The sequence below is a fragment of the Neorhizobium sp. T6_25 genome (assembly GCF_002968555.1).
Lineage (GTDB): Bacteria > Pseudomonadota > Alphaproteobacteria > Rhizobiales > Rhizobiaceae > Neorhizobium.
In genome coordinates this window covers 241,028-261,233 of sequence record NZ_PVBL01000007.1, presented here as the reverse complement: position 1 = coordinate 261,233, position 20,206 = coordinate 241,028, and the positions used below count along the sequence as shown (strand labels likewise).

Genomic DNA, 20,206 nt, shown 5'->3' with positions numbered 1-20,206 from the left:
ATGGACAAATGCCCGCCACCGGCTTAAAGCCGCTTGCGAAAAGAAGGACGCTGGCCATGAAGAAGATCGACGAGGAAGCCCTGGCAGAGGCCTATAACCGCGCGCTGGCGCTGGAAAAGGCGGGCGATATCGACGCAGCCGTCAAGGCCTACGAGCAGGTGCTCGAACTCGATCCCGAGGACCACGGCGGCGCCGCCGTGCGCATCGCAGCCATGGGCCGCGGCGAGACGCCCCCCAAGGCGCCGGACGCCTATGTGGAAACCCTGTTCGACCAGCACGCCGAAAACTTCGAGGACATTCTCGTCGAGCAGCTCGGTTATGCGGTGCCCGTCATCGTGCGCCAGCGCCTGCAGGAGCTGAAGCTCGGGCCGTTCAAGCGGATGCTCGATCTCGGCTGCGGCACGGGGCTGACCGGCGGCACGCTGCGCGACATGGTCGACGACATCACCGGCATCGACATTTCCGAGAACATGGTTGAAATCGCGCACGAAAAGGATCTCTACGAGACGCTTTACGTGGCCGAAGTCGAGGATTTCCTCGAAGACAACGACGACGAGCCCTTTGACCTGGTAACCGCCACCGACGTGCTGCCCTATCTCGGCGCGCTGGAACCGCTGTTCTTCGGCGCGGCAGAAAACATGGCTCCCGGCGGCCTGTTCGTATTCTCCTCGGAGACCCTGCCCGACGAGAGCTTTGCCGGCCGACCCTACATCGTCGGCCCGCACCAGCGTTTCGCCCATTCGGAAACCTATGTCCGCGAACGCCTCGCCGCCACCGGCTTCGAGCTTCTCGAAATCTCCGACATCAACGTGCGGATGCAGGACGGCAATCCGACGCCGGGCCATCTGGTGATAGCGCGGCTAATTGTAAAGTCATGATAATCGCAGGTTGATTGCGCAATCAAAGGTTGCCGTTAATTGGTAGCCGCATAAATGCAACCGGAGTAACTTGTCCCTCAACTATGGGGGATAAGCGAATGCATCAGTCTTCTTGGCCGGCCTTGCTCTACAGCTTAGTTGGGACGCCGGCCCCAATTCTGGCAATTCTCGGCGCTGTCAACTGGATAGCGTTGCTCCTCGCAATCATGACGCCGCTGCTCATACTATTCGCACGCCATGAGGTGCGGTTGCGGCGACTGCGGCAGATTCAGGATTTTTACGAAAATTTCGAGAAGAAGGGTGCGAACCAAAAAGGGATAGCCACCAACCCCTCCTTCGAATTCGTCAGGTCGAAGTACACAGCTGACCTAAGGCTGGACGAACCTCTGAAGGGTGCCAAACCGCTTGATGAGCGCGAGAGGCTGGAAATGCTCGTCCGCGCGGCCGAACAAAGACAAGTCTATTTCGGTTATAGGCTGGCGCTCTCGACGATCGGCTTTATGGTTCTTGCCTATTTCGGATTCCATTTTCTTGGCAATGCTCTCGCCTGCGGACTTCAATCCGGCACGTGCCCTCTTCCTGTTGGCGTGGCACCGACCAAAGCCGATCAGCTCCTGGTTATCGCAGCGCTCACCTTCGCGGGCACGTACATAGCCTCCGTTCGCACGATGTTGAGCAGGCTCGCCGTATTCGACCTTTCCTCCAACACCTTCCTGCGGCTAACGGGTGAGAGCATCGCGTCGGTCGTCGTCACCACGCTTCTCTTCGCGGCACTTTCCGACCCCTTCGCCGTGGTTGGCGGTGCGGTGACCGGTGACGGCAACACCAACAGCATTCCGCTCGTATGGCTGGTGCTTGCGCCTTTGCTTGGCCTCATCCCGCAAAGCTCCACCAAATTCCTGCTGGTCAAGCTGCAGGAACAGATCCGGTGGATCAAGACCAGCGATGATCGCTTTTCGCAGCTGACGAAAATCACATCGCCGGATGTGATCGACGGCGTAGACTATGAGACCCGTTTCCGACTGGAGGAGTGCGGGATCTACGATGTGCAGAACCTTGCAACATACAACCCGATCCTCCTTCACATCGAAACGCCCTATGGGATCTATCAATGTATCGATTGGATTGCCCAGGCACAGCTCTGCCACATCGTCGGCTTGGAACGCTTCCTGTTGTTGCGCGAGCTAAATGTCCGCACCATTTTCGACTTGGAGAGGGCGATTGACAGCATCCATGCGCCGCGCGAGTTCGATGACATCTACGCAAGCGTCCTCATGGCGCCTACTGAACGTCTTCGTATGGCTGCGGACGTTTCAAAAAGCAGCTTCCTCATTGTTGAAGCGGGGACCGCAAAGAAAGTGCCGGTCGATGAGTTCTGCAAGTGGGCACGGGAAAGGATCAGCACCAGCCCCAGCCTCCTATCAACCTCGGCAGAACATCTGATGTGCTGGATCACCGATGATCTGCATGTCCGTCGGCTGCGTCGGCTTTGGAGCGACATCGCCACGAGCCTGGAACCAGGGTCGAACTATTTCGATGACTCGAAGCGCAATCCTCAGAATACGCCGCTCAAGGGGGTCAACCAAAACCTGGCAAATAGAGCCGATTCGATGGCAAATACTAAAAGTGGTCATCGCCCAACGCCCAGAGCCAACGGTAGCAAACCGGTGGTGACAGGCGCCGAAAGCGACCAATCGTCCAAATCATCCTAGTGTTCGCGAACCATCTTCTCATCGTCCCGCTTCATCGATAGTTTGCCTCCGCAACGGAGGGATTCGGATGACGCCGCAGCGCTATCTTCTTGCCCAGGCCTATAACAACGCCTGGGCCAACCACCGGCTGCTGAAAGCCTGCGGAGAGCTTTCGCGCGAAGAGCTGGATGCGACGCGGGTCAGCTTTTTCCCGTCGATCATCCATACCCTCAACCATATCCTGACCGTCGACTGGCTCTATATCAGCGCCCTCGAAGGCGATTGCCTCGGCCCCGCGGCCTTCGATCCGGAGATCCCTTGTCCGTTCTTTGCCGATCTCGATCGCGAACAGCGTGCCGCCGATCGCCGCCTCATCGACCACTGTCGAAGCTTGGGTGAGAAAACCATCACCGAGGAAATCCGCATTCCTCGGGACACTTTCGTGCAGGTCGAGCCTGCCGATCGGCTGCTGATGCATCTCTTCCAGCACCAGATCCATCATCGCGGCCAGGTTCACGCCATGCTGTCGGGAACCACCGTTCAACCGCCGCAGCTCGACGAGTTCTTCTGCATGGGCGAAGACCAATTGAGAAAACAAGATTTTGCCGAACTGGGCTTCACCGAAGCCATGATCTGGAGTTGACCATGCTGTATTTCGTTATCAAGGCCCTGCACATTCTGTCCGACTTCCTGCTGATCGGCGGCATGCTGATCAACGCTTTCGTCATCGGCATGGTGCCGCCGACCATCCGCACCGGCGTCATTTCGGCGCTCAGGAAATACGACCGCACCGTCACGACGGCCGCACTCGGCGGCGCCTGGCTTTTCGGCCTGTGGCTCGCCTTCGGTTACGGCTTCTATACTTCCGGCTGGTTCGGCTTCAAGTTCCTGATCGTCCTCATGCTGTCGGCGCTGCACGGGATGCAGGGCGCCTGGATGCGCCGCATGGAGGCCGATCCGCATCTCGACCCTCCGGCCTTCGTGCGCGCCGGCCTGCCGATCGTCCTCGGCTCGGTCGTCGTCATCGTCGCGCTCGCGGTCATCAAGCCGTTCTGAGCTGCGGCGGCAGACCGATGCCGGTCCCTCCGCGCCGCCCGCTGAAGACTGAACGGCTCGTGCTTCGGCCGACGACGGGGGCCGATGCCGGTCGCGCATTCGAAATCCAATCCGACTGGGAGGTCACGCGCATGCTGCGCATGGCCGCCTTCCCGCCGGACCTGTCGGCGACGGAAGCATGGTTTTCCGATCACGGGCGGGAATGGCTCACCGGTGAAGCCTGCCGTTTTGCCGTGGAAGTCGAAAACCGCGTGGTCGGCCTCGTCGACATCGACGAGATTGCCGATGCCGAAGGAGAACTCGGCTACTGGTTCGAACGGTCCGTCTGGGGTTTCGGTTATGCATCGGAGGCTGCCCGTGAGGCGATCCGCTTTGCCTTCGAGGAGATCGGGCTGTCGGTCCTGAAGTCGGGGCATGCGCAGGACAACCCGGCTTCCGGACGCATCCTCGTCAAACTCGGTTTTCACTATATCGATACCATCGAGCGCTTTTCGCGGCCGCGCGGAGAAAACATCCGGCAGTGCCGCTACGCATTGGCCGCCGCCGCCGGATAAGCGACCGGCACCGAAACCGAAATCTACGCTTTTCACCGAACTGCGCTTTTCCGGAGGTCCGCTTTGCTCTAATCCTCTGGCAACAAAATTCTGGAGGTTCAGCATGGCGAAAGTGGCATTCATCGGTCTCGGGGTGATGGGTTATCCCATGGCCGGGCATCTCAAGGTCAAGGGCGGCCATGACGTCACCGTCTATAACCGCACGGCTGCCAAGGCCGAGGACTGGGCGAAGAAGTTCGGCGGCAAGGCCGCCGCCACGCCTGCCGAAGCGGCCAGGGATGCCGATTTCGTGTTCGTCTGCGTCGGCAACGACGACGATCTCCGCTCGGTGATAATCACCGAGACGGGCGTTCTCGCCGGCATGAAACCGGGCGCCATCCTGATCGACAACACCACCGCCAGCGCCGAAGTCGCCCGCGAGCTCGATACCGCGGCACGAGAAAAAGGCATCGGCTTCGTCGACGCCCCGGTCTCCGGCGGCCAGGCCGGCGCCGAAAACGGCGTGCTCACCGTCATGTGCGGCGGCGACGAGGCGACGTTCGAGAAAGCCAGGCCGGTGATCGACGCCTATGCCCGCATGGTCGGCCTCATGGGTCCGGCAGGTGCCGGCCAGCTCACCAAGATGATGAACCAGATCTGCATCGCCGGCCTCGTCCAGGGGCTGGCCGAATCGATCCATTTCGGCAAGCAGGCCGGCCTCGACATCGAAAAGGTCATCGAGGTGATTTCCAAGGGTGCAGCCGGCTCCTGGCAGATGGAGAACCGCTACAAGACCATGAATGCCGGCAAATACGACTTCGGCTTCGCGGTCGACTGGATGCGCAAGGATCTCGATATCGTGCTGACCGAGGCCCGCCGCAACGGCGCCAAGCTGCCGGTCACGGCCCTCGTCGACCAATTCTACGGCGACGTGCAGGCGATGGGCGGCAAGCGCTGGGATACGTCCTCGCTGCTCGCCCGGCTCGAAAAGAAATAGGCTGGCCATGATCGGCCCCTCCTCCGACGTCGCCGGGATCATCGCGCATCTCGAAACGCTGCGGTCGGAGGAGAACATCCTGGGGATGGCCCGTTTCGGCATCGTCACCGACAAGGCCATCGGCATTTCCAATCCCGACCTGCAGAAGATCGCGCGGGCGATCAAGCGCGACCACGGCCGGGCGCTGGACCTCTGGCGCACCGGCATCCGCGAAGCCCGCATGCTTGCGATCTACACCGCCGACCCCGCCGCACTAACGCCGGCCGAGGCGCGCGGATGGGCGGAGGATTTTGCCTCCTGGGAAATCGTCGACACCGCCGCCGACCTTTTGACCGAGACGCCGTTCTGGCAGGAACTTGTCGCGGAGTTCGCCGAGGACGACCGGGAGTTCGTCCGCCGCACCGCGTTCGCCATGATCGCCGGCGCCGCCGTGCACCGCAAACAGGAGCCGGATGACACCTTCATCGCCTATCTGCCGCTGATCGAGGCGCATTGCGCCGATCCGCGCAATTTCGTCAGGAAGGCGGTGAACTGGGCGCTCCGCAATATCGGCAAGCGCAACCGTGCCTGCCACGCCCCTGCCCTTGAGCTTTCCGAAAAACTCGCCGCCTCGAGCGACAAGACCGCCCGCTGGATCGGCAAGGATGCGGTGAAGGAATTGTCGGGCGAGAAGCTTCTGGCGCGACTGAAGGCTTAGCCGGCTTTACCCATCCGGTATTGCCGCGGCGTCGCGCCCGCAAAGGTCCGAAACGCCTTGATGAAGGAACTCGTGCTTTCGAACCCGCAGGCGAGGCCGATTTCCGTGATCGGCTCCCGGCCGGCAAGCAGCATCTCCTTGGCCCTCACCATCCGGGCCCGATTCCGGAAATCGCGAAAGCTCATGCCGAGCTCCGCATCGAATTTTCGTGCCAGCGTCCGTTCCGAAAGACGGGCAGCCTCCGCAAGGGAGCCGAAGTCGGGATCCCGGTCGAGATGTTCCAGCATCCGCTCGACGGCGACCGCCATGCCCGGCGACTGCGGTTTCGGCAACCACGTCTCGTCCTCGTCCGCAGCCAGATCCCGCGCGACGGACGCGAGCGCCTTGAAGAAGGCATCCGCGGTTTCGTCGCCTGAAAGGCGCCCGGCATCCCAACGCATGACATGCAGGATCATCTGCCGCGCCAGATCGGAAAGACCGAAGACACGACAGGCCGGCAGCGGCGCTTCGAATTCGCTATCGCCGAACAGGACAGAGGACGCCGTGGCCAGCCCCTTGCTGCGCACCGCGATTACCGTTCCCCTTGCGATCAGCGCCGCCCTTTGCGGTGGCAGCATCCAGCGGCGGTCGCCGATATCGAGAATGAAGGTGCCGGTCGAGGCGTAAAGCAGGTAATCGGCATCGAAGGCCCGCTCGATCTCGAACGGCGCGTCGAACACCCGATGATAGGCATGAGAAATCGTCGCCATCGCTGCCGGACTTGCCCTATGCCGCCTGCTGTCCCCGCATCTGCTTTAGCAGTTCGGCGGTGTCGAGCAACGCGGAATGATGGACGATCTTGCCGTCCTTCAGGACGAAGCTCCGGTAGGCGCGCACGCGGATGGGATTGCCGGAGGGTTCGACGCCCTTGAAAGCCGCCTGGTGCGTGCCGCGCAATGTCAGCTCGCATATGACGCCATCGTCCTCGGCGGTCATCCGCTCGACCGTCCAGACAGCATCCGGCATGATCCGCTTCTGCACCGCTACCATGGCGCAATGCCCTTCCGAACTGGCCGGCGAATAGGTGGCCTCTTGATAGTCGGCCGCGAAAAAATTCCCGAAGCGCTCGATCAGACCACGGTTCCAGATCTCTTCGATATATCCGCGGATGATCGCCTTATTGGCCTTGGCGTGGTCCTGCATGTCGAGCTCCATCTGTTTCGATGAAACCCAGATAAAACCAAACGGGCCGTTTCAACTCGGCCCGTCCTGCCAGAAAATGATCCCGATCCGCCAAACGGCGAACTATTCCTCGCCAGACTTCTGGTTGTCCAGCGTCATGTAGTCGAGCGGCAGTTCGGTCGTGTACTTGATCTGCTCCATCGCAAAGACGGACGAAACGTCGCGGATTTCGATCTTGGCGATCAGGCGCTTGTAGAAGGCGTCATAGGCGCCGATGTCCGGCACGACGACCCGCAGCAGGTAATCGACGTCGCCGCTCATGCGGTAGAATTCGACCACTTCCGGGAAATCGACGACGACTTCCGAAAACCGCTTCAGCCATTCGATCGAGTGGCTGGCAGTGCGGATCGAGACGAAGACCGTGACCTTGGTATTGACCTTGACCGGATCGAGCAGCGCCACACGGCGGCGGATGACGCCATCCTCTTCCATCTTCTGGATGCGGCGCCAGCAAGGCGTGGTCGACAGGCCGACCTTCTTCGCGAGGTCCGCGACGGCGAGAGTGGAATCTTCCTGTAGAATGCGCAGTATCTTACGGTCGAGGCGGTCCATCAGAGTCCTTTCGAAATGATTTTTCGTTATACACCGAATTCGCGGCAGTTAACCGAAATTTGTTTCTCGTATCAAGCTATCCACATGCTGTCGCAGCACCGGCACCAGATCCGCCTCGAACCATGAATTCTTTTTGAGCCAGCCGGTATTGCGCCAGCTCGGATGCGGCAGCGGCAGTATCCTCGGCCCCTGGTTGGCGAAAACATAGTCTCGCCAGTTCTCTACCGTTTCCGTCATGCCCTTGCGTCGCCGGCTCCCCAGGTGCCAGGCCTGCGCGTAGCTGCCGACTGCTAGAACCAGTTCGATCTGCGGCATGCCGGCGATTACCCTGGCGCGCCAGAACGGCGCGCATTCGAGCCGCGGCGGCAGGTCGCTGCCCTTGTCATCATAGCCAGGAAAACAGAAGCCCATCGGCACGATCGCAAACTTCTGCGGATCGTAGAACTCTTCGCGGGTCACCGCCATCCAGTCGCGCAAGCGGTTGCCGGAAGCGTCGTTGAACGGCAGCCCGCTCTCGTGCACCCGAAGCCCCGGCGCCTGGCCGGCGATCAGCACCCTCGCGGTCTTCGACAGCACGGCGACCGGCCGCGGCTCATGCGGCAGCCGGTCACCCTCGCCTTTCGCGGGCGCGTCGCGACAGATGCGACAGGCAGCGATTGCGCCGGCCAGGCCGCCGATATCCTCCTCGCCGTCGGCGATATCATCCCTGTTCATTGCCAGCCTGTCACCCGTTTCATCCAATCCCAAAATGCCTCCACCATGCTTGAATCGTCCATCATGCCGCGGCTGGCGCGCCAGTCGCGCGGGCTTTCGAACGGGCCGGCCCACAGCCCCAGCCGTTCGCGCCGCGCTGCCACCTGTTCCTGTGCATAACGCCCCGAGGCGACCGCGAGGCCTTGCCGCACCAGCGTGCCGTTGACGCTCGTGGCGCCCGAACGGCAGCGCACCAGGAGCCGGCGATATTTGTCGCGCTCGCGACCGAGGCATTCCGTCTCACCGCCTGCGACGAGCCGTATCAGCAGCCGTCTCGCCTCTTCCCCGCAGGGCCATTGCCGGCCGCGACCGTCTTCGCAGGTCTGGTCGAGCTCCGGCGCATCCATGCCCTGCAGCCGCAGGCGCTCGCCGCCCACCGCCAGCGTGTCACCGTCGATGACATGGAACGGGCCGTGCACGGTGCTGTCGGCCGCCTCGTCCAGCTTGGCGGCGATCAGCACCAGAAGGATGAAGAAGGCCGCGAGAACCGCGCCATCGCGAAAAACCCTGAACGTTCGAGCCACAATCCAGCCTTATTGGAAAACGGAAGCTTCAGGAAAATGGCAAACAAAACCTTTCCCGGCAGTACTCTCTTAAGGATTTGGCCATACTCTCTCAACATCCGGGGTATCAGTTCAGTGGCCATGAGTAGCGGCGTCAGCACTTCGACCGACAAGAACATCGTTGATCGCTCGCGCAGTCATCGCAACAAGGCTGTGTCGAAAGCCGTGCGCGCCACCCGGGAACGACTGCAGTCCAGCTCGCAGGGCAATCAGGTCTTCGACCGCGACATGATCGCGATGCACGTCAATGCCGTGCTGCAAAGCGCATCGGTCATGCCGATCTTCATCGTCGTGGTGACGGCGATCGGCGTCTATCTTAACCCCAACGCCAATCTCTTTGCCTGGGCGCTGCTGATGTTCAGCGTCCATGCGATCAACGTGCTGCTCGCCCGCCGCGCAAGCCGCACGGACATTGCCTCGGCCGATGTCCAGAAATGGCGCCGCAGGCTGCTTGCCGCGCAGGTGATCGTCGGCGCCGGCTGGGCGCTGTTTGCGCTGCAGAACTGCAATGCCTGTTCCGGCGACAGCTATTATTTCTACAAAGGCGCCGTCCTCCTCTTTGCGATCTCGATCACCGCGATGAGCAGTTTCATGCTGCGGCTCGGCGTGCTGTTCGGTTTCCTGCCTATGACCCTGGCGCTGCTTGCTACCGCCGTTCTGTCGCGCAACGTGCTCGATATCGGCATGACGGCAATGTGCGCCACCGCGGTCGTCTTCTTCCATTATATCGCCGACCGGCTCTATCGCTCCAACCTGACGCTGATGTCCTATCAGTCCGAAAAGGACGACCTGATCGCCGAGCTGGAAGTGGCCAAATCCATGTCGGACGAGGCCCGCCGCCGGGCCGAGGAAGCGAACCTCGCCAAGTCCCGGTTCCTCGCCTCCATGTCGCACGAGCTGCGCACGCCCCTCAACGCCATCCTCGGCTTCTCCGAAGTCATGAGCTCGGAGGTCCTGGGGCCGCTCGCCAATCCGACCTACAAGGAATATGCCGGCGACATCCACCGTTCCGGCCAACATCTCCTCAACCTGATCAACGAGATCCTCGATCTGTCGCGCATCGAGGCCGGCCGTTACGACCTTGCCGAAGAATCGCTTTCGCTGCTCGAAATCGCCGAGGATTGCATCGGCATGGTGCAGTTGCGCGCCAGCGCCAAGAACATCTCGATCGGCCAGCAGTTCGAACCCCATCTGCCGCAGGTCTGGGTGGATGAAAAATCGATGCGCCAGGTTCTCCTGAACCTGCTTTCGAACGCCGTCAAATTCACGCCCCAGGGCGGCGAGGTTACCGTCAAGGTCGGCTGGACCGCCGGCGGCGGCCAGTATGTGGCGATCAAGGACAACGGACCCGGTATTCCGGAAGAGGAAATCCCGGTCGTGCTGTCGGCCTTCGGCCAAGGCTCGATTGCCATCAAGAGCGCCGAACAGGGCACCGGCCTCGGCCTGCCGATCGTCCAGGCGATCCTTGCCAAGCACGACGGCCAGTTCATCCTGCGCTCCAAGCTGCGCGAAGGCACCGAAGCGATCGCCATCCTGCCCGCGACGCGCGTCCTGCAGAGCGTGCCGGCCGTCGCCGACGCACAGACCGTCGCCCGCCGCCGCAAGAGCTTCGCCTGAGCCGAACAGGCTCTTTTGCACCGGCTGGTTTCGGTGCATACTGCGGGCATGACCAAACTTCTCGACCGCGCCATCGAAGCAGCCAAGGAACTCCCTGCCGAAATGCAGGATGAGATCGCCGAGATTCTTCTAAGCTTCATGGGCAAAGATGATGGAGACGTCTATCAGCTTACGCCGGAGGAAGAAGCCGATCTGGAAGAGGCCGATCGCGAAATCGAGCGCGGAGAGATTGCGACCGAGGAAGAAGTCCGCGCCATGTGGGCAAAGTACGGCCTGTGAAACTTCGCTACACGGCCAAAGCTCTCCGCGAAATCGACGAGGCGATCTCCTATATCGGCAACCATTCTCCACAAGGTGCAGACAACGTCGCGGCGCGTATCCGAGGAGCGTTGATGTTCCTGAGCGAGCGGCCGTTCGCGGGTAGCGTCACGCCGCGGAAAAATACCCGCCGCTTCTTTCTCAAACCCTATCCTTACACGGTCTATTACCGCGTTGGTGCCGACGAAATCGTCATTCAGCGCTTCCGCCACACGTCTCGCAAGAGTTAGTAGTCGCCAATCTCACCCCCACAAGCTCCCGGCCACCACATAAACCACGAAAAACCCGTTGGCGCAGAGCAGGCAGAACACCGCGAACGAGCCGAGATCCTTGGCGTGGCGGCCGACGGTGGAGATTTCCGGGGAGATGCGGTCGACCAGTTCCTCGATCGCGGTGTTCAGCGATTCGACCGCAAACAGCACCAGCATCAGGATGGCCAAGACGAAATAGTCGAGAGCGCCGGCGCCAACGACCGCAAACAGGGCGATGGCCGCCGCGCAGGCGATCACCTCGTGGCGAAAGGCTTCCTCCTGCCACAGGCGCATCAGCCCCTGCATGGAGTAGCGGAATGCCGCGATCACCCGGCGGATGCCGGTCGCCTTTTCGATATTGCTGTCGAGCGGCGTCTTTTCCATCAGGGCTCAGTGGCTCTTGTTGCTGACGCCGGCCTGCTCGAATGTCGCCATGCCGGAATGGCAGGCGGCGGCGGCCTTGACGATGCCGGCCGCAAGTGCCGCACCGGTGCCCTCGCCGAGCCGCATGCCGAGCGCCAGAAGCGGCGTCTTGCCGAGCCTTTCGATCGCACGCAGATGTCCCGGTTCGCCGGAGACATGTCCGATCAGGCAGTGGTCGAGCGCTGCCGGATTGGCGGCCTTGAGGATCGATGCCGCTGCCGTCACCACATATCCGTCGAGCAGGACCGGGATCTTCTCGACGCGCGCGGCCAGGATGGCGCCGGCGATGGCAGCGATCTCGCGGCCGCCGAGGCGGCGCAGGATTTCCAGCGGATCGCTCAGGTGGTCCTTGTGGAATTCGACGGCAGCCTTCACCGCGGCGATCTTGCGCTCCATGAATTCGCCATGCGAACCGGTGCCGGGACCGACCCAGTCCTCCGCCTCGCCGCCATAGAGGGCGAGGTTGATGGCGGCGGCGATCGTCGTGTTGCCGATGCCCATTTCGCCGATGCAGAGAAGGTCGGTGCCGCCGGCGATCGCTTCCATGCCGAAGGCCATGGTCGCGGCGCAGTCGCGCTCGGACAGGGCTGCCTCGCTGGTAATGTCGCCGGTCGGGTAGTCGAGCGCCAGATCGAAGATCTTTAGGCCGAGATCATGGGTGACGCAGATCTGGTTGATCGCCGCACCGCCGGCCGCGAAATTCTCGACCATCTGCTGGGTCACCGACGACGGGAAAGGGGTCACGCCGTGGCGGGTAACGCCATGATTGCCGGCAAAGATCGCCACAAGCGGGCGGTTGACGGCCGGCGCCCGGCCCGTCCAGGCGGCCAGCCAGAAGGCGATTTCCTCGAGCCGCCCCAAGGCGCCCGGCGGCTTGGTGAGCTGCGCGTCGCGCTCGCGCGCCGCAACCAACGCCCGCGGGTCCGGCCCCGGGAGGTTCTGCAGCAGGACACGGAAATCATCGAAAGGCAGGCCGCTCACGCTCATGAAAGTCTCTCTTGTATCTCGGTCTCGCATATCGGCGGGAAAACTTGTCTTTTCCCGCAAATCGCGCTTGTGTGCGCAAACTCATAGTCGGGTCGAGACGGAGGAACAACTGCCAAACGCAACGGAATTCATCGCGGATCTCGCCCGTTCGGTCGGGTTCCTCAGCCGTGTGCCGGTCCCGGACCGGTTCTTCCGCAGCCATGACGGCACGATTTCGCGGGCAGTGCGGGCCTTTCCCGTCGCGGGGCTGATCATCGCTGCCCTGCCCACGCTCGTTCTCCTCCTCCTGCAGTCCGGCGATCCGCTGCTCGTCAGCCTGCTTTCGCTTGCCGCGCTGACAGTTCTGACCGGCGCGCTCCACGAGGACGGTCTTGCGGATGCGGCGGACGGTCTCGGCGGCGGACGCGACAAGGACCACGCGCTTCTGATCATGAAGGACAGCCGCATCGGCGCTTATGGCGTCGTAGCGCTGGTTCTGTCTTTTGGCCTGCGAGCCTCCGCGCTTGCGGCATTGTTCCGCCAGGATGCGGTCACGGCGGCGCTCGCCGTGCTTGCCGTTGCCGCCGTCAGCCGCGCGGTGATGGTCGCCCATTGGCGCGCGTTGCCGTCGGCGCGGGAAAGCGGCGTCGCTGCCGGTGCCGGCTTTCCGGAGGATGGCGCCCGCAATATCGCGCTGTTTACCGGCGCGGCCAGCGCGCTGGTCCTGCTCGTTCCCGTTCTCGGCCTGCCGAAGGTCCTATTGTCGCTGATCGTTGCGGCACTCGCCGGGTTCGGTTTCACCCGTTTCGTGCGCCGCAAACTCGGCGGCCATACGGGCGATACGATCGGCGCTAGTCAACAATTGAGCGAGATCGCCATGCTCGCCACTCTTGCTCTTGCCGCGTGAAACCCCGATATACTGAGGCATGATTTCGCCCTGTACCCTTGTCTGCTCGATCGACCTCAAGACCGGCTATTGCTTCGGCTGCGGACGGACCCGCGACGAGATCGCCGCCTGGATGGACTATACGGATATCGAGCGCCGCGCACTGATGGAAGCCTTGCCCGCACGGCTCGAAACCGTCGAGCGAAAGCCAAGGCGGGAGACGCGCCGGCAGCTTTTGGCGCAGCGGAAAACCAAGGAACGCGATACGGCATGAACGCGCTGACCGGCATCCTCATCGTCCTCGGCATCGGCCTGGCGTTCCTGATCTTCAATCACGATGCCGGGCAGACCTTCGGCATCGACAACAGCGATTTCGGCCAGATCATCTACCTCCTGCCGATCGCCGGCCTGCTCGCCGCGGGGATTCTCGCGGGCCGGCGCGGCAATGGCGGCGAGGTGCTCCGAAATATCGCCCTCTGGCTGCTGATCATCCTCGCGCTGGTCACCGCCTATCTCTACCGCGCCGACGCCCGCAATGTCGCCGCCCGGGTGACCGCGGGCCTGCTGCCCGGGACGGCGGTGATCACGACGACCAGCGACGGTCTCAACGAAGTCATCATTCACAAGACCCGCGGCAGCCATTTCCAGACCAATGTGAGCGTCCAGGGCAAGGTCCTGCCGATGCTGGTCGATACCGGCGCCAGCACTGTCGTGCTTTCCTACGACGATGCCCGCGCCATCGGCCTCAATCCGCAGAGCCTCGATTTTTCAGTGAGCGTGATGACCGCCAACGGCCGGGCGATGGCTGCCCCCGTCCGCCTCGACGAGATCTCCATCGGCCCGATCGTGCGCAAAAACGTCCGGGCGATGGTGGCGGAAGACGGACGGCTCGGCGAGAGCCTGCTCGGCATGAGCTTCCTCTCCACCCTCGGCTCCCTGCAAATGCAGACGGACGAGCTCAGGCTCCGGGACTGACGTCAGCCGAAATCCCGGATGGCCGCGCCCTCGCCGCCATTCTTCCGAAAATGGCTCGGTGGCGTGCCGATGATGCGTTTGAAGGCGCGGCTGAAGGAGGCCTCGGCATCGTAGCCGAGCCGTTCGGCGACCGTCGCGACCCGCTCCCCGTCGCGCAGCCATTGCCGCGCCTGGTGCATGCGCACCCGCGCCACGTAGCGCGCCGGCGTTTCGCCGACCACGCGCAGAAACCGTTCGGCAAAACCCGACCGGGAAGCGCCCATCAGCCGGGCAAGCGAGGCGATGTTCCAGTCACGGTCGGGCTGAAGATGAATGGCGGCCAGCACCCGGCCGACTTCGGGATTGCGCACCGCGGCAATCCAGCCGGTCGTGTCGCCGCAGCCATGTTCGACCCAGGTGCGGATCAGTGTCGCGGTCAGGACGTCGGCGAGCCGTGCGAGAATGCCGCCGGCGCCGACGCGGTCCATGTCCACCTCGCGCGCCATGGCATCGAGAAGATGCGGGATCGACGGCTCGTTCCTTGCGAGATCGCTGGTCAGCATTGTCTCGGGCATCAGTTGCAGCAGCGGATGCAGCTTGTCGATGTTGAAGCGCATCGAGGCGGTCAGCGCCACGGTGCTGCCGCAAGCATCCGCGCATTGCACGTCGAACACGCCCTGGCAGACCTCCTTGCGCCCGAACCGGTCGAAGGGCAGCGGCGCCAGGCCTGGGAGGCTTGCGATCACATGTGCATCGCCGCGCGGCAGGAGGGCCGCATCGCCAGGCCGCAGTTGCAGCCATTCGCCCGACGGCGTCTGCAGCCATGCGTTGCCAGACGAAATGAAATGGAACCGTGCCGCCTCCTGCGCCGGGAAGGAGGTCGCCCAGGGCTCGGCGAGCCGGCAGCGCCCGTATTCGACGCCGTCGAGCCTTAGCCCCCGCAGCATCTCGGTGAGCGGATCGGAGACGTCTAATGGCGTTTCTTTGGACGAACGGTCAAGCATATCGGATTTTCTAGCATGGAAAGTACAGGCTGTCACGCCTACGTCTGCTCCATCCTCCCGGTACGGTCCGCCGTGCCACCTCCCAAGACAGGACATGACCATGACTGACAGCACTTTCGAAGAGGACGATGTCGTGCGCGACACATCGTCCCCGAACACATCGGCCAAGGCCCGGTGGGACGCGGTCATCGCGCTCACCCTCGGCGTCTTCGGCCTCGTGACGGCGGAGTTCCTGCCGGCGAGCCTGCTCACGCCCATCTCCGCCGATCTCGGCCTCAGTCCCGGCGTCGCCGGCCAGACGGTGACGGTAACCGCCGTCGTGGCAGCATTCGCCGGCCCCGCAGTCGTGATCGGCACCCGCAGCTTCAACCGGCGCTGGACGCTGTTCGGGCTGACCGCCCTTCTCATCCTCTCCTGCGCACTGGCCGCCCTTGCCAACGGCCTGACCGTGCTGCTCGTGTCGCGCGTCCTGCTCGGCATCGGGCTCGGCGGCTTCTGGGCCATGGCCGGGGCGCTTGCCATGCGGCTCGTGCCGATGAACCACCTGCCCCGCGCCATGGCGATGATCTTCACCGGCGTTTCCGTGGCGACCGTGATGGCGGCACCGCTCGGCGCCTATATCGGCTCCACGCTCGGCTGGCGGGCCGCCTTCGCGCTGGCCGGCGCGGTCGGCGTGCTGGCGCTGCTCGCGCAAGCCGTCACCGTGCCCTCGCTGCCGCCTGCCGGACATGCCGGGCTCGGCACGCTGGCTGCCGTCCTGAAGCGCCCGAAGATCCGTATCGGCCTCATCGCGACGCTGCTTATCGTCGCCGGCCACTTTGCAGGCTTCACCTATATCCGCCCCTATCTGGAAGACGTTCCCCGGCTTAACGTCGAGATGGTCTCTCTCGTCCTGCTCGCCTATGGCATCGGCGGTTTCTTCGGCAATATCGCCGGAGGCATGATCACCGAACGCAGTTCGACGCTCGGGGTCGTCTTCGCCTCCAGTCTGATCGCCGTGTCCGCTGTGCTCCTCGTCACCCTCGGAGCCTCGACGGCGGCAGCAGCGGTTGCCATCACGCTCTGGGGTTTTGCCTTCGGCGCCCTGCCGGTCAGCATCCAGAGCTACATCACCCGGGCCGCACCCGACGAGGCGGAAAGCGCCGGCGCCCTGCTGCTGACGACCTTCCAGATCGCCATATCCAGCGGTGCCGTGCTCGGCGGCCTCCTGATCGACGCCCAGGGACCGCTCGGCGTCATGACCTTCCTCGGCATCGCGTCCATCCTCGGTGCATCGGTGATGGTCATGCGCGGAGGACGCCAGGTCCAGCTCAGCCAGGGCTGAGCCCGCTTCAAACCGTTATCGGCTGCGGTCAGTTGCGCAGCCGATAGCCCGTCTTGAAGATCCAGCCGAGGATCGACAGGCAGATGACCAGGAACAGGCCGATCATGCCGAGGCTGATCATCGGATTGACGTCGGCGATCTCGTAGAAACTCCAGCGGAAGCCCGAGACGAGATAGAGGACCGGATTGAAATGGCTGACCGTCTGCCAGAAGGGCGGCAGCATGTTGATCGAATAGAAGCTGCCGCCGAGGAAGGTCAAAGGCGGCACGACCAGCATCGGGATGATGTTGAGCTGCTCGAAATTTTTCGCCCAGATGCCGATGATGAAACCGAACATGCTGAAGGTGATCGCCGTCAGCACCAGGAAGAGCACCATCATGAACGGATGGGCAATCCGGATGTCGACGAAGAAGGAGGCGGTGGCGAGGATGATCACGCCGATTATCAGCCCCTTGGTCGCCGCCGCACCGACATAACCGATGATGATCTCAGTCATGGCGACGGGCGCCGACAGGATCTCGTAGATCGTGCCGGTGAATTTCGGGAAGTATATGCCGATCGAGCCGTTGCTGATGCATTGAGTGAGCAGCGTCAGCATGATCAGGCCGGGCGTGATGAACGACCCATAGGAAACGCCTTCGACCGTCTGGATGCGCGAGCCGATCGCGGTGCCGAAGACGATGAAATAGAGCGAGGTGGTGATGACCGGCGAGATGACGCTCTGCAGCAGGGTGCGCTGCAAGCGAGCCATCTCGAAGACATAGATCGACTTGATCGCTTCGAAATTCATGCGTCTTCTCCGACTTTCTGTCCCACCAGCGCCACGAAAATGTCCTCGAGCGAGCTCTGCCGCGTGGAAAGATCGCGGAAATGGATGTCTTGCGCGGCAAGCGCCGACAGCAGCGAGGCGATCGTGCCCTGCCCTTCCTCGCCCTGGTATTCGTGGACCAGTGCCGTTCCGTCTTCCGAAAGCGTCAGGTTGTAGGCGCTCAGGCTTTCAGGCAGTGCCTTCAGAGGCTCCGAGAGTTCGAGCCGGAGTTGCTTGCGGCCGAGCTTCTTCATCAGCGCCGCTTTCTCTTCGATCAGCAGCAGCTTGCCGCCGTTGATGACGCCCACCCGGTCGGCGATTTCTTCCGCCTCCTCGATATAATGGGTGGTCAAGATGATGGTGACGCCGCTTGCGCGCAGCTTCTCGACAAGCTGCCACATCTCCCGGCGCAGGTTGACGTCGACACCGGCGGTCGGCTCGTCGAGGAACAGGATTTTCGGCTCATGGGCGAGCGCCTTGGCGATCATCACCCGCCGCTTCATGCCGCCCGAAAGCTCGCGCAGCATGCTGTCCTTCTTGCTCCACAGCGACAGTTCCTTGAGGATGCTCTCGACCAGCGCCGGATTCGGCTTTTTGCCATAGACGCCGCGGGAAAAATTCACCGTGTTCCATACCGTCTCGAACATGTCGGTCGTCAGTTCCTGCGGCACCAGCCCGATCTGCGAACGCGTCTGGCGGAAGTCCCTGATGACGTCGTGGCCGCCGACCAGCACCTTGCCGGTCGAAGGATTGACGAGACCGCAGATGATCGAGATCAGCGTCGTCTTGCCGGCGCCGTTCGGGCCGAGAAGCGCGAGGATCTCGCCTTCCTCGATCTCCAGGTCGATGCCTTTCAGCGCCTGGAACCCGTTCTCGTAGGTCTTGGTGAGTTTGTCTATGGAAACGACGGAGGCCATGCGGGACGGTCTTCTCAAGGAACTGATTTGCGGGATGCGCCGCGAATATAGGCACGCAAACCTTCGAAACCATCCCTTATGGAAGAATATTGCTGACGGTTTCAGAGGATAATCGACATGAAGAACTGTGCCGAGATGACGATCAGGAAGATCCCGAAGCCGATTTCGAGCTGCCGCCTCGACATCACATGCGCCAGCCGCGCACCGATCGGCGCCATGTAGAGCGTCACCGGGATCAGCAGCGCCACGGCCAGCCAGTTGATATAACCGCTCGAAAACGGCGGCAGGCCGGGCCTCCCCCAACCGCCCCAGACGTAACCGGCGAGCCCCGGCAGCGAAATCAGCACCCCGACGCCTGAGGAGGTCGCCACTCCCTGGTGGATCGAACGGCCATAGAGGGTCATGAACGTGTTGTTGAGGATGCCGCCGCCGATGCCCATCAGGCCGGACAGGATGCCGATGCCGGTACCGACCAGGAATTTGACGGGATTGCCCGGCAGGTCGTCGCCAAGCTTCCAGCTGGCGCGATTGAAGATCATCCGGAAGGCGAGCACCAGGGCGATCACCGCGAAGATCAGCTGCAGTTCCGCGCTGGTCGCCTTGGCGGCGATGACGGTTGCAACCAGCGTGCCGAGGGGCACCGCGACGATCCAGCCCTTGAGCAGATCGGTATCGACCGCGCCGCGCTGCCGGTGCGCCATAAAGGAGCGGATCGAGGTGGGCACGATGATCGCCAGCGACGTGCCGAGCGCCAGTTGCATGCGCACGTCTTCCGGAACGCCGAGCAGCCCGAAGACATGGAAGAAGATCGGCACCAGGATCGCACCGCCGCCGATTCCGAACATGCCGGCGAGAATTCCAGCGACCGCGCCGCCGGCCAGAAGCGCCAGGATGAAGGGGAAAAGCGCTGCGATGGACAAATTCGGTCTCCGGTCCGACATCGGTCGGAAGGACATCGGGTCGGAAGAGGGAGACACATCCACTGCCGCTGTCATTTTCCCGTGACGTTCTTACAGCATTGTCCCCGCCAGGCAAGCAACGGTCCCGCCTTTTACGCCGCACGTAACCTCTCGCGCGACCGTCATGACCAGAGCGTTTCAGTCCTTTTCATTCCGCTTGCCGCATGTGTACTGTTTTCAAGTATAAGTTCTTGCTTAACCGGAAGCACGGCTCCTCCCCGCGAGCCCCACCTCCACCCTCGCCGGCTCCCTGAGCCGGCTTTCTTTTTTGAAGGGTGTTCAAGCAGGCCGGTTCAGGTGCTTGGGTGAGACCCGGCGCGCTATGGGCTGATCAGCGCGCCGGGTCCCGTTGCCGCAGTAGGGGTAAAGCCGCGGGGGGCGGACTGCGGCGTCGCCACTCTTGCGTCGCCGCCGCTTATGGTTCCAGTTTGGTTGCCGGATATGGTTTATGGAGGATTAATGTCCACAGGTTGACAGCCTCCCTGTATCCCCCGCGTATCGGGCCTGGGCAGTTCAGGCGCGGCGTTTGCCGGAAACCGCATGCCGCCACGCCGTTTCCAGCGCGTCGCGGAGATCCGGCTCTTCGAATTCCGAGAGGACAGCCGTCGTCCATCCCCGGCGGCCCCAGGCATTCTGGACCGGCGGAAAGGCGTTCGGCAGCATCTCGCATTTGATCTGCTGTTCGTCCGGCGTGAATTTGAAATTCGCGGTCAGGCCATCGGCCGCCAGCGTCACGTAGATGCGCCTGACCTTGAACGCCACCCTGTCGAAATGCGGCGCTTCGGAGGTTCCTTCCAGGGAGAGGGCCAGGTTGCGGAGCATGTCGGCATCGGCCATC

Annotated in this window: 26 protein-coding genes; 14 read left to right on the top strand and 12 right to left on the bottom strand. The window is 62.7% G+C overall.

Annotated features, from left to right (window positions below; translation table 11 throughout):
* The first annotated feature begins 56 nt into the window (after nt 1-56).
* From C5L10_RS12510 to C5L10_RS12480, 7 genes are all read left to right on the top strand, one after another.
* Nucleotides 57-878, top strand: a complete 822-nt coding sequence (locus C5L10_RS12510) for a class I SAM-dependent methyltransferase (RefSeq protein WP_105429957.1) — start codon at nt 57-59, stop codon at nt 876-878.
* A gap of 98 nt (nt 879-976) precedes the next feature.
* Complete coding sequence (locus C5L10_RS12505; protein ID WP_172717007.1) at nt 977-2,590, top strand: hypothetical protein; 1,614 nt, start codon at nt 977-979, stop codon at nt 2,588-2,590.
* A 67-nt stretch (nt 2,591-2,657) separates the two neighbouring features.
* Entirely contained in the window at nt 2,658-3,212 is a 555-nt protein-coding gene (locus tag C5L10_RS12500; protein WP_105429912.1) for a DinB family protein, read from the top strand.
* Nucleotides 3,213-3,214: 2 nt separating this feature from the next.
* Nucleotides 3,215-3,625, top strand: coding sequence for a CopD family protein (locus tag C5L10_RS12495; protein WP_046630484.1), 411 nt, complete (start codon nt 3,215-3,217; stop codon nt 3,623-3,625).
* A 17-nt stretch (nt 3,626-3,642) separates the two neighbouring features.
* Nucleotides 3,643-4,179 (top strand): GNAT family N-acetyltransferase, encoded by a 537-nt coding sequence (locus C5L10_RS12490; RefSeq protein WP_105429911.1) that lies wholly within the window; start codon nt 3,643-3,645, stop codon nt 4,177-4,179.
* Entirely contained in the window at nt 4,094-5,155 is a 1,062-nt protein-coding gene (locus C5L10_RS12485; RefSeq protein ID WP_256384690.1) for an NAD(P)-dependent oxidoreductase, read from the top strand. Before C5L10_RS12490 ends, C5L10_RS12485 begins: the two co-directional genes overlap by 86 nt.
* A 7-nt stretch (nt 5,156-5,162) precedes the next feature.
* Entirely contained in the window at nt 5,163-5,852 is a 690-nt protein-coding gene (locus C5L10_RS12480) for a DNA alkylation repair protein (RefSeq protein ID WP_105429909.1), read from the top strand.
* Here the strand turns inward: C5L10_RS12480 and C5L10_RS12475 are convergent.
* From C5L10_RS12475 to C5L10_RS12455, 5 genes are all read right to left on the bottom strand, one after another.
* Nucleotides 5,849-6,601: an AraC family transcriptional regulator gene (locus C5L10_RS12475; RefSeq protein WP_105429908.1), complete on the bottom strand. Its 753-nt coding sequence runs from the start codon at nt 6,599-6,601 to the stop codon at nt 5,849-5,851. The two genes, C5L10_RS12480 and C5L10_RS12475, sit on opposite strands and share 4 nt — an antisense overlap.
* 16 nt (nt 6,602-6,617) lie before the next feature.
* Nucleotides 6,618-7,034: an ester cyclase gene (locus C5L10_RS12470; RefSeq protein WP_172717006.1), complete on the bottom strand. Its 417-nt coding sequence runs from the start codon at nt 7,032-7,034 to the stop codon at nt 6,618-6,620.
* 102 nt (nt 7,035-7,136) lie between these two features.
* Nucleotides 7,137-7,625, bottom strand: a complete 489-nt coding sequence (locus tag C5L10_RS12465) for an Lrp/AsnC family transcriptional regulator (protein ID WP_046637655.1) — start codon at nt 7,623-7,625, stop codon at nt 7,137-7,139.
* A gap of 48 nt (nt 7,626-7,673) precedes the next feature.
* Nucleotides 7,674-8,339: a uracil-DNA glycosylase family protein gene (locus C5L10_RS12460; RefSeq protein WP_105429906.1), complete on the bottom strand. Its 666-nt coding sequence runs from the start codon at nt 8,337-8,339 to the stop codon at nt 7,674-7,676.
* Nucleotides 8,336-8,902, bottom strand: a complete 567-nt coding sequence (locus C5L10_RS12455; protein WP_105429905.1) for a thermonuclease family protein — start codon at nt 8,900-8,902, stop codon at nt 8,336-8,338. The genes C5L10_RS12460 and C5L10_RS12455 overlap by 4 nt, the downstream gene beginning before the upstream one ends.
* Nucleotides 8,903-9,022: 120 nt before the next feature.
* Here C5L10_RS12455 and C5L10_RS12450 point away from each other — a divergent pair, with 120 nt between their 5' ends.
* Genes C5L10_RS12450 through C5L10_RS12440 form a run of 3 tightly spaced genes read left to right on the top strand, consistent with a single transcriptional unit; the run spans nt 9,023 to nt 11,106 of the window.
* Nucleotides 9,023-10,558, top strand: a complete 1,536-nt coding sequence (locus C5L10_RS12450) for a HAMP domain-containing sensor histidine kinase (RefSeq protein WP_105429904.1) — start codon at nt 9,023-9,025, stop codon at nt 10,556-10,558.
* Between the two features lie 48 nt (nt 10,559-10,606).
* Complete coding sequence (locus tag C5L10_RS12445; protein WP_105429956.1) at nt 10,607-10,837, top strand: hypothetical protein; 231 nt, start codon at nt 10,607-10,609, stop codon at nt 10,835-10,837.
* The gene (locus C5L10_RS12440) at nt 10,834-11,106 is read left to right on the top strand and encodes a type II toxin-antitoxin system RelE/ParE family toxin (RefSeq protein ID WP_172717005.1); all 273 of its coding nucleotides are present in this window, start codon (nt 10,834-10,836) and stop codon (nt 11,104-11,106) included. The genes C5L10_RS12445 and C5L10_RS12440 overlap by 4 nt, the downstream gene beginning before the upstream one ends.
* Before the next feature lie 12 nt (nt 11,107-11,118).
* Here C5L10_RS12440 and C5L10_RS12435 read toward each other — a convergent pair whose 3' ends face one another.
* A complete protein-coding gene (locus C5L10_RS12435; protein ID WP_105429902.1) occupies nt 11,119-11,511 on the bottom strand; it encodes a diacylglycerol kinase in 393 nt (130 codons plus the stop codon).
* Between the two features lie 6 nt (nt 11,512-11,517).
* On the bottom strand, nt 11,518-12,537 hold the full coding sequence (cobT, locus tag C5L10_RS12430; protein ID WP_046669555.1) for a nicotinate-nucleotide--dimethylbenzimidazole phosphoribosyltransferase: 1,020 nt from the start codon (nt 12,535-12,537) through the stop codon (nt 11,518-11,520).
* Nucleotides 12,538-12,646: 109 nt separating this feature from the next.
* On the opposite strand from cobT, the gene C5L10_RS12425 reads away from it, so the two are divergent.
* From C5L10_RS12425 to C5L10_RS12415, 3 genes are read left to right on the top strand one after another with little or no spacing between them, the layout of a single operon-like run.
* Entirely contained in the window at nt 12,647-13,423 is a 777-nt protein-coding gene (locus tag C5L10_RS12425) for an adenosylcobinamide-GDP ribazoletransferase (RefSeq protein WP_105429955.1), read from the top strand.
* Nucleotides 13,424-13,442: 19 nt separating this feature from the next.
* Complete coding sequence (locus C5L10_RS12420) at nt 13,443-13,676, top strand: DUF1289 domain-containing protein (RefSeq protein WP_105401294.1); 234 nt, start codon at nt 13,443-13,445, stop codon at nt 13,674-13,676.
* A complete protein-coding gene (locus C5L10_RS12415; protein WP_046669553.1) occupies nt 13,673-14,377 on the top strand; it encodes a TIGR02281 family clan AA aspartic protease in 705 nt (234 codons plus the stop codon). Before C5L10_RS12420 ends, C5L10_RS12415 begins: the two co-directional genes overlap by 4 nt.
* 2 nt (nt 14,378-14,379) lie before the next feature.
* Here C5L10_RS12415 and C5L10_RS12410 read toward each other — a convergent pair whose 3' ends face one another.
* A complete protein-coding gene (locus C5L10_RS12410; protein WP_105429901.1) occupies nt 14,380-15,360 on the bottom strand; it encodes an AraC family transcriptional regulator in 981 nt (326 codons plus the stop codon).
* A gap of 100 nt (nt 15,361-15,460) precedes the next feature.
* Between C5L10_RS12410 and C5L10_RS12405 the strand changes: the two genes are divergently transcribed.
* Nucleotides 15,461-16,684 carry an MFS transporter gene (locus C5L10_RS12405; protein WP_245447985.1) on the top strand — a complete coding sequence of 408 codons (1,224 nt, stop codon included), beginning with the start codon at nt 15,461-15,463 and terminating at the stop codon, nt 16,682-16,684.
* A gap of 28 nt (nt 16,685-16,712) precedes the next feature.
* Here C5L10_RS12405 and C5L10_RS12400 read toward each other — a convergent pair whose 3' ends face one another.
* The 4 genes from C5L10_RS12400 to C5L10_RS12385 form a co-directional block, all read right to left on the bottom strand.
* Entirely contained in the window at nt 16,713-17,474 is a 762-nt protein-coding gene (locus C5L10_RS12400; RefSeq protein ID WP_046637664.1) for an ABC transporter permease, read from the bottom strand.
* Nucleotides 17,471-18,409 carry an ABC transporter ATP-binding protein gene (locus C5L10_RS12395; protein ID WP_105429900.1) on the bottom strand — a complete coding sequence of 313 codons (939 nt, stop codon included), beginning with the start codon at nt 18,407-18,409 and terminating at the stop codon, nt 17,471-17,473. The genes C5L10_RS12400 and C5L10_RS12395 overlap by 4 nt, the downstream gene beginning before the upstream one ends.
* A 101-nt stretch (nt 18,410-18,510) precedes the next feature.
* Complete coding sequence (locus C5L10_RS12390) at nt 18,511-19,350, bottom strand: sulfite exporter TauE/SafE family protein (RefSeq protein ID WP_105429953.1); 840 nt, start codon at nt 19,348-19,350, stop codon at nt 18,511-18,513.
* 531 nt (nt 19,351-19,881) lie between these two features.
* Nucleotides 19,882-20,205 carry an MmcQ/YjbR family DNA-binding protein gene (locus tag C5L10_RS12385; protein ID WP_105429899.1) on the bottom strand — a complete coding sequence of 108 codons (324 nt, stop codon included), beginning with the start codon at nt 20,203-20,205 and terminating at the stop codon, nt 19,882-19,884.
* Between the last annotated feature and the right edge of the window lies 1 nt (nt 20,206).

What these genes read in the sequence shown, in the direction of transcription:
- C5L10_RS12510 (WP_105429957.1), top strand. Translation starts at nt 57, where the DNA reads ATGAAGAAGATCGACGAGGAAGCCCTGGCAGAGGCCTATAACCGCGCG.
- C5L10_RS12505 (WP_172717007.1), top strand. Translation starts at nt 977, where the DNA reads ATGCATCAGTCTTCTTGGCCGGCCTTGCTCTACAGCTTAGTTGGGACG.
- C5L10_RS12500 (WP_105429912.1), top strand. Translation starts at nt 2,658, where the DNA reads ATGACGCCGCAGCGCTATCTTCTTGCCCAGGCCTATAACAACGCCTGG.
- C5L10_RS12495 (WP_046630484.1), top strand. Translation starts at nt 3,215, where the DNA reads ATGCTGTATTTCGTTATCAAGGCCCTGCACATTCTGTCCGACTTCCTG.
- C5L10_RS12490 (WP_105429911.1), top strand. Translation starts at nt 3,643, where the DNA reads ATGCCGGTCCCTCCGCGCCGCCCGCTGAAGACTGAACGGCTCGTGCTT.
- C5L10_RS12480 (WP_105429909.1), top strand. Translation starts at nt 5,163, where the DNA reads ATGATCGGCCCCTCCTCCGACGTCGCCGGGATCATCGCGCATCTCGAA.
- C5L10_RS12475 (WP_105429908.1), bottom strand. Translation starts at nt 6,601, where the DNA reads ATGGCGACGATTTCTCATGCCTATCATCGGGTGTTCGACGCGCCGTTC.
- C5L10_RS12470 (WP_172717006.1), bottom strand. Translation starts at nt 7,034, where the DNA reads ATGCAGGACCACGCCAAGGCCAATAAGGCGATCATCCGCGGATATATC.
- C5L10_RS12465 (WP_046637655.1), bottom strand. Translation starts at nt 7,625, where the DNA reads ATGGACCGCCTCGACCGTAAGATACTGCGCATTCTACAGGAAGATTCC.
- C5L10_RS12460 (WP_105429906.1), bottom strand. Translation starts at nt 8,339, where the DNA reads ATGAACAGGGATGATATCGCCGACGGCGAGGAGGATATCGGCGGCCTG.
- C5L10_RS12450 (WP_105429904.1), top strand. Translation starts at nt 9,023, where the DNA reads ATGAGTAGCGGCGTCAGCACTTCGACCGACAAGAACATCGTTGATCGC.
- C5L10_RS12445 (WP_105429956.1), top strand. Translation starts at nt 10,607, where the DNA reads ATGACCAAACTTCTCGACCGCGCCATCGAAGCAGCCAAGGAACTCCCT.
- C5L10_RS12435 (WP_105429902.1), bottom strand. Translation starts at nt 11,511, where the DNA reads ATGGAAAAGACGCCGCTCGACAGCAATATCGAAAAGGCGACCGGCATC.
- cobT (WP_046669555.1), bottom strand. Translation starts at nt 12,537, where the DNA reads ATGAGCGTGAGCGGCCTGCCTTTCGATGATTTCCGTGTCCTGCTGCAG.
- C5L10_RS12420 (WP_105401294.1), top strand. Translation starts at nt 13,443, where the DNA reads ATGATTTCGCCCTGTACCCTTGTCTGCTCGATCGACCTCAAGACCGGC.
- C5L10_RS12415 (WP_046669553.1), top strand. Translation starts at nt 13,673, where the DNA reads ATGAACGCGCTGACCGGCATCCTCATCGTCCTCGGCATCGGCCTGGCG.
- C5L10_RS12410 (WP_105429901.1), bottom strand. Translation starts at nt 15,360, where the DNA reads ATGCTTGACCGTTCGTCCAAAGAAACGCCATTAGACGTCTCCGATCCG.
- C5L10_RS12405 (WP_245447985.1), top strand. Translation starts at nt 15,461, where the DNA reads ATGACTGACAGCACTTTCGAAGAGGACGATGTCGTGCGCGACACATCG.
- C5L10_RS12400 (WP_046637664.1), bottom strand. Translation starts at nt 17,474, where the DNA reads ATGAATTTCGAAGCGATCAAGTCGATCTATGTCTTCGAGATGGCTCGC.
- C5L10_RS12395 (WP_105429900.1), bottom strand. Translation starts at nt 18,409, where the DNA reads ATGGCCTCCGTCGTTTCCATAGACAAACTCACCAAGACCTACGAGAAC.
- C5L10_RS12390 (WP_105429953.1), bottom strand. Translation starts at nt 19,350, where the DNA reads ATGTCGGACCGGAGACCGAATTTGTCCATCGCAGCGCTTTTCCCCTTC.
- C5L10_RS12385 (WP_105429899.1), bottom strand. Translation starts at nt 20,205, where the DNA reads ATGGCCGATGCCGACATGCTCCGCAACCTGGCCCTCTCCCTGGAAGGA.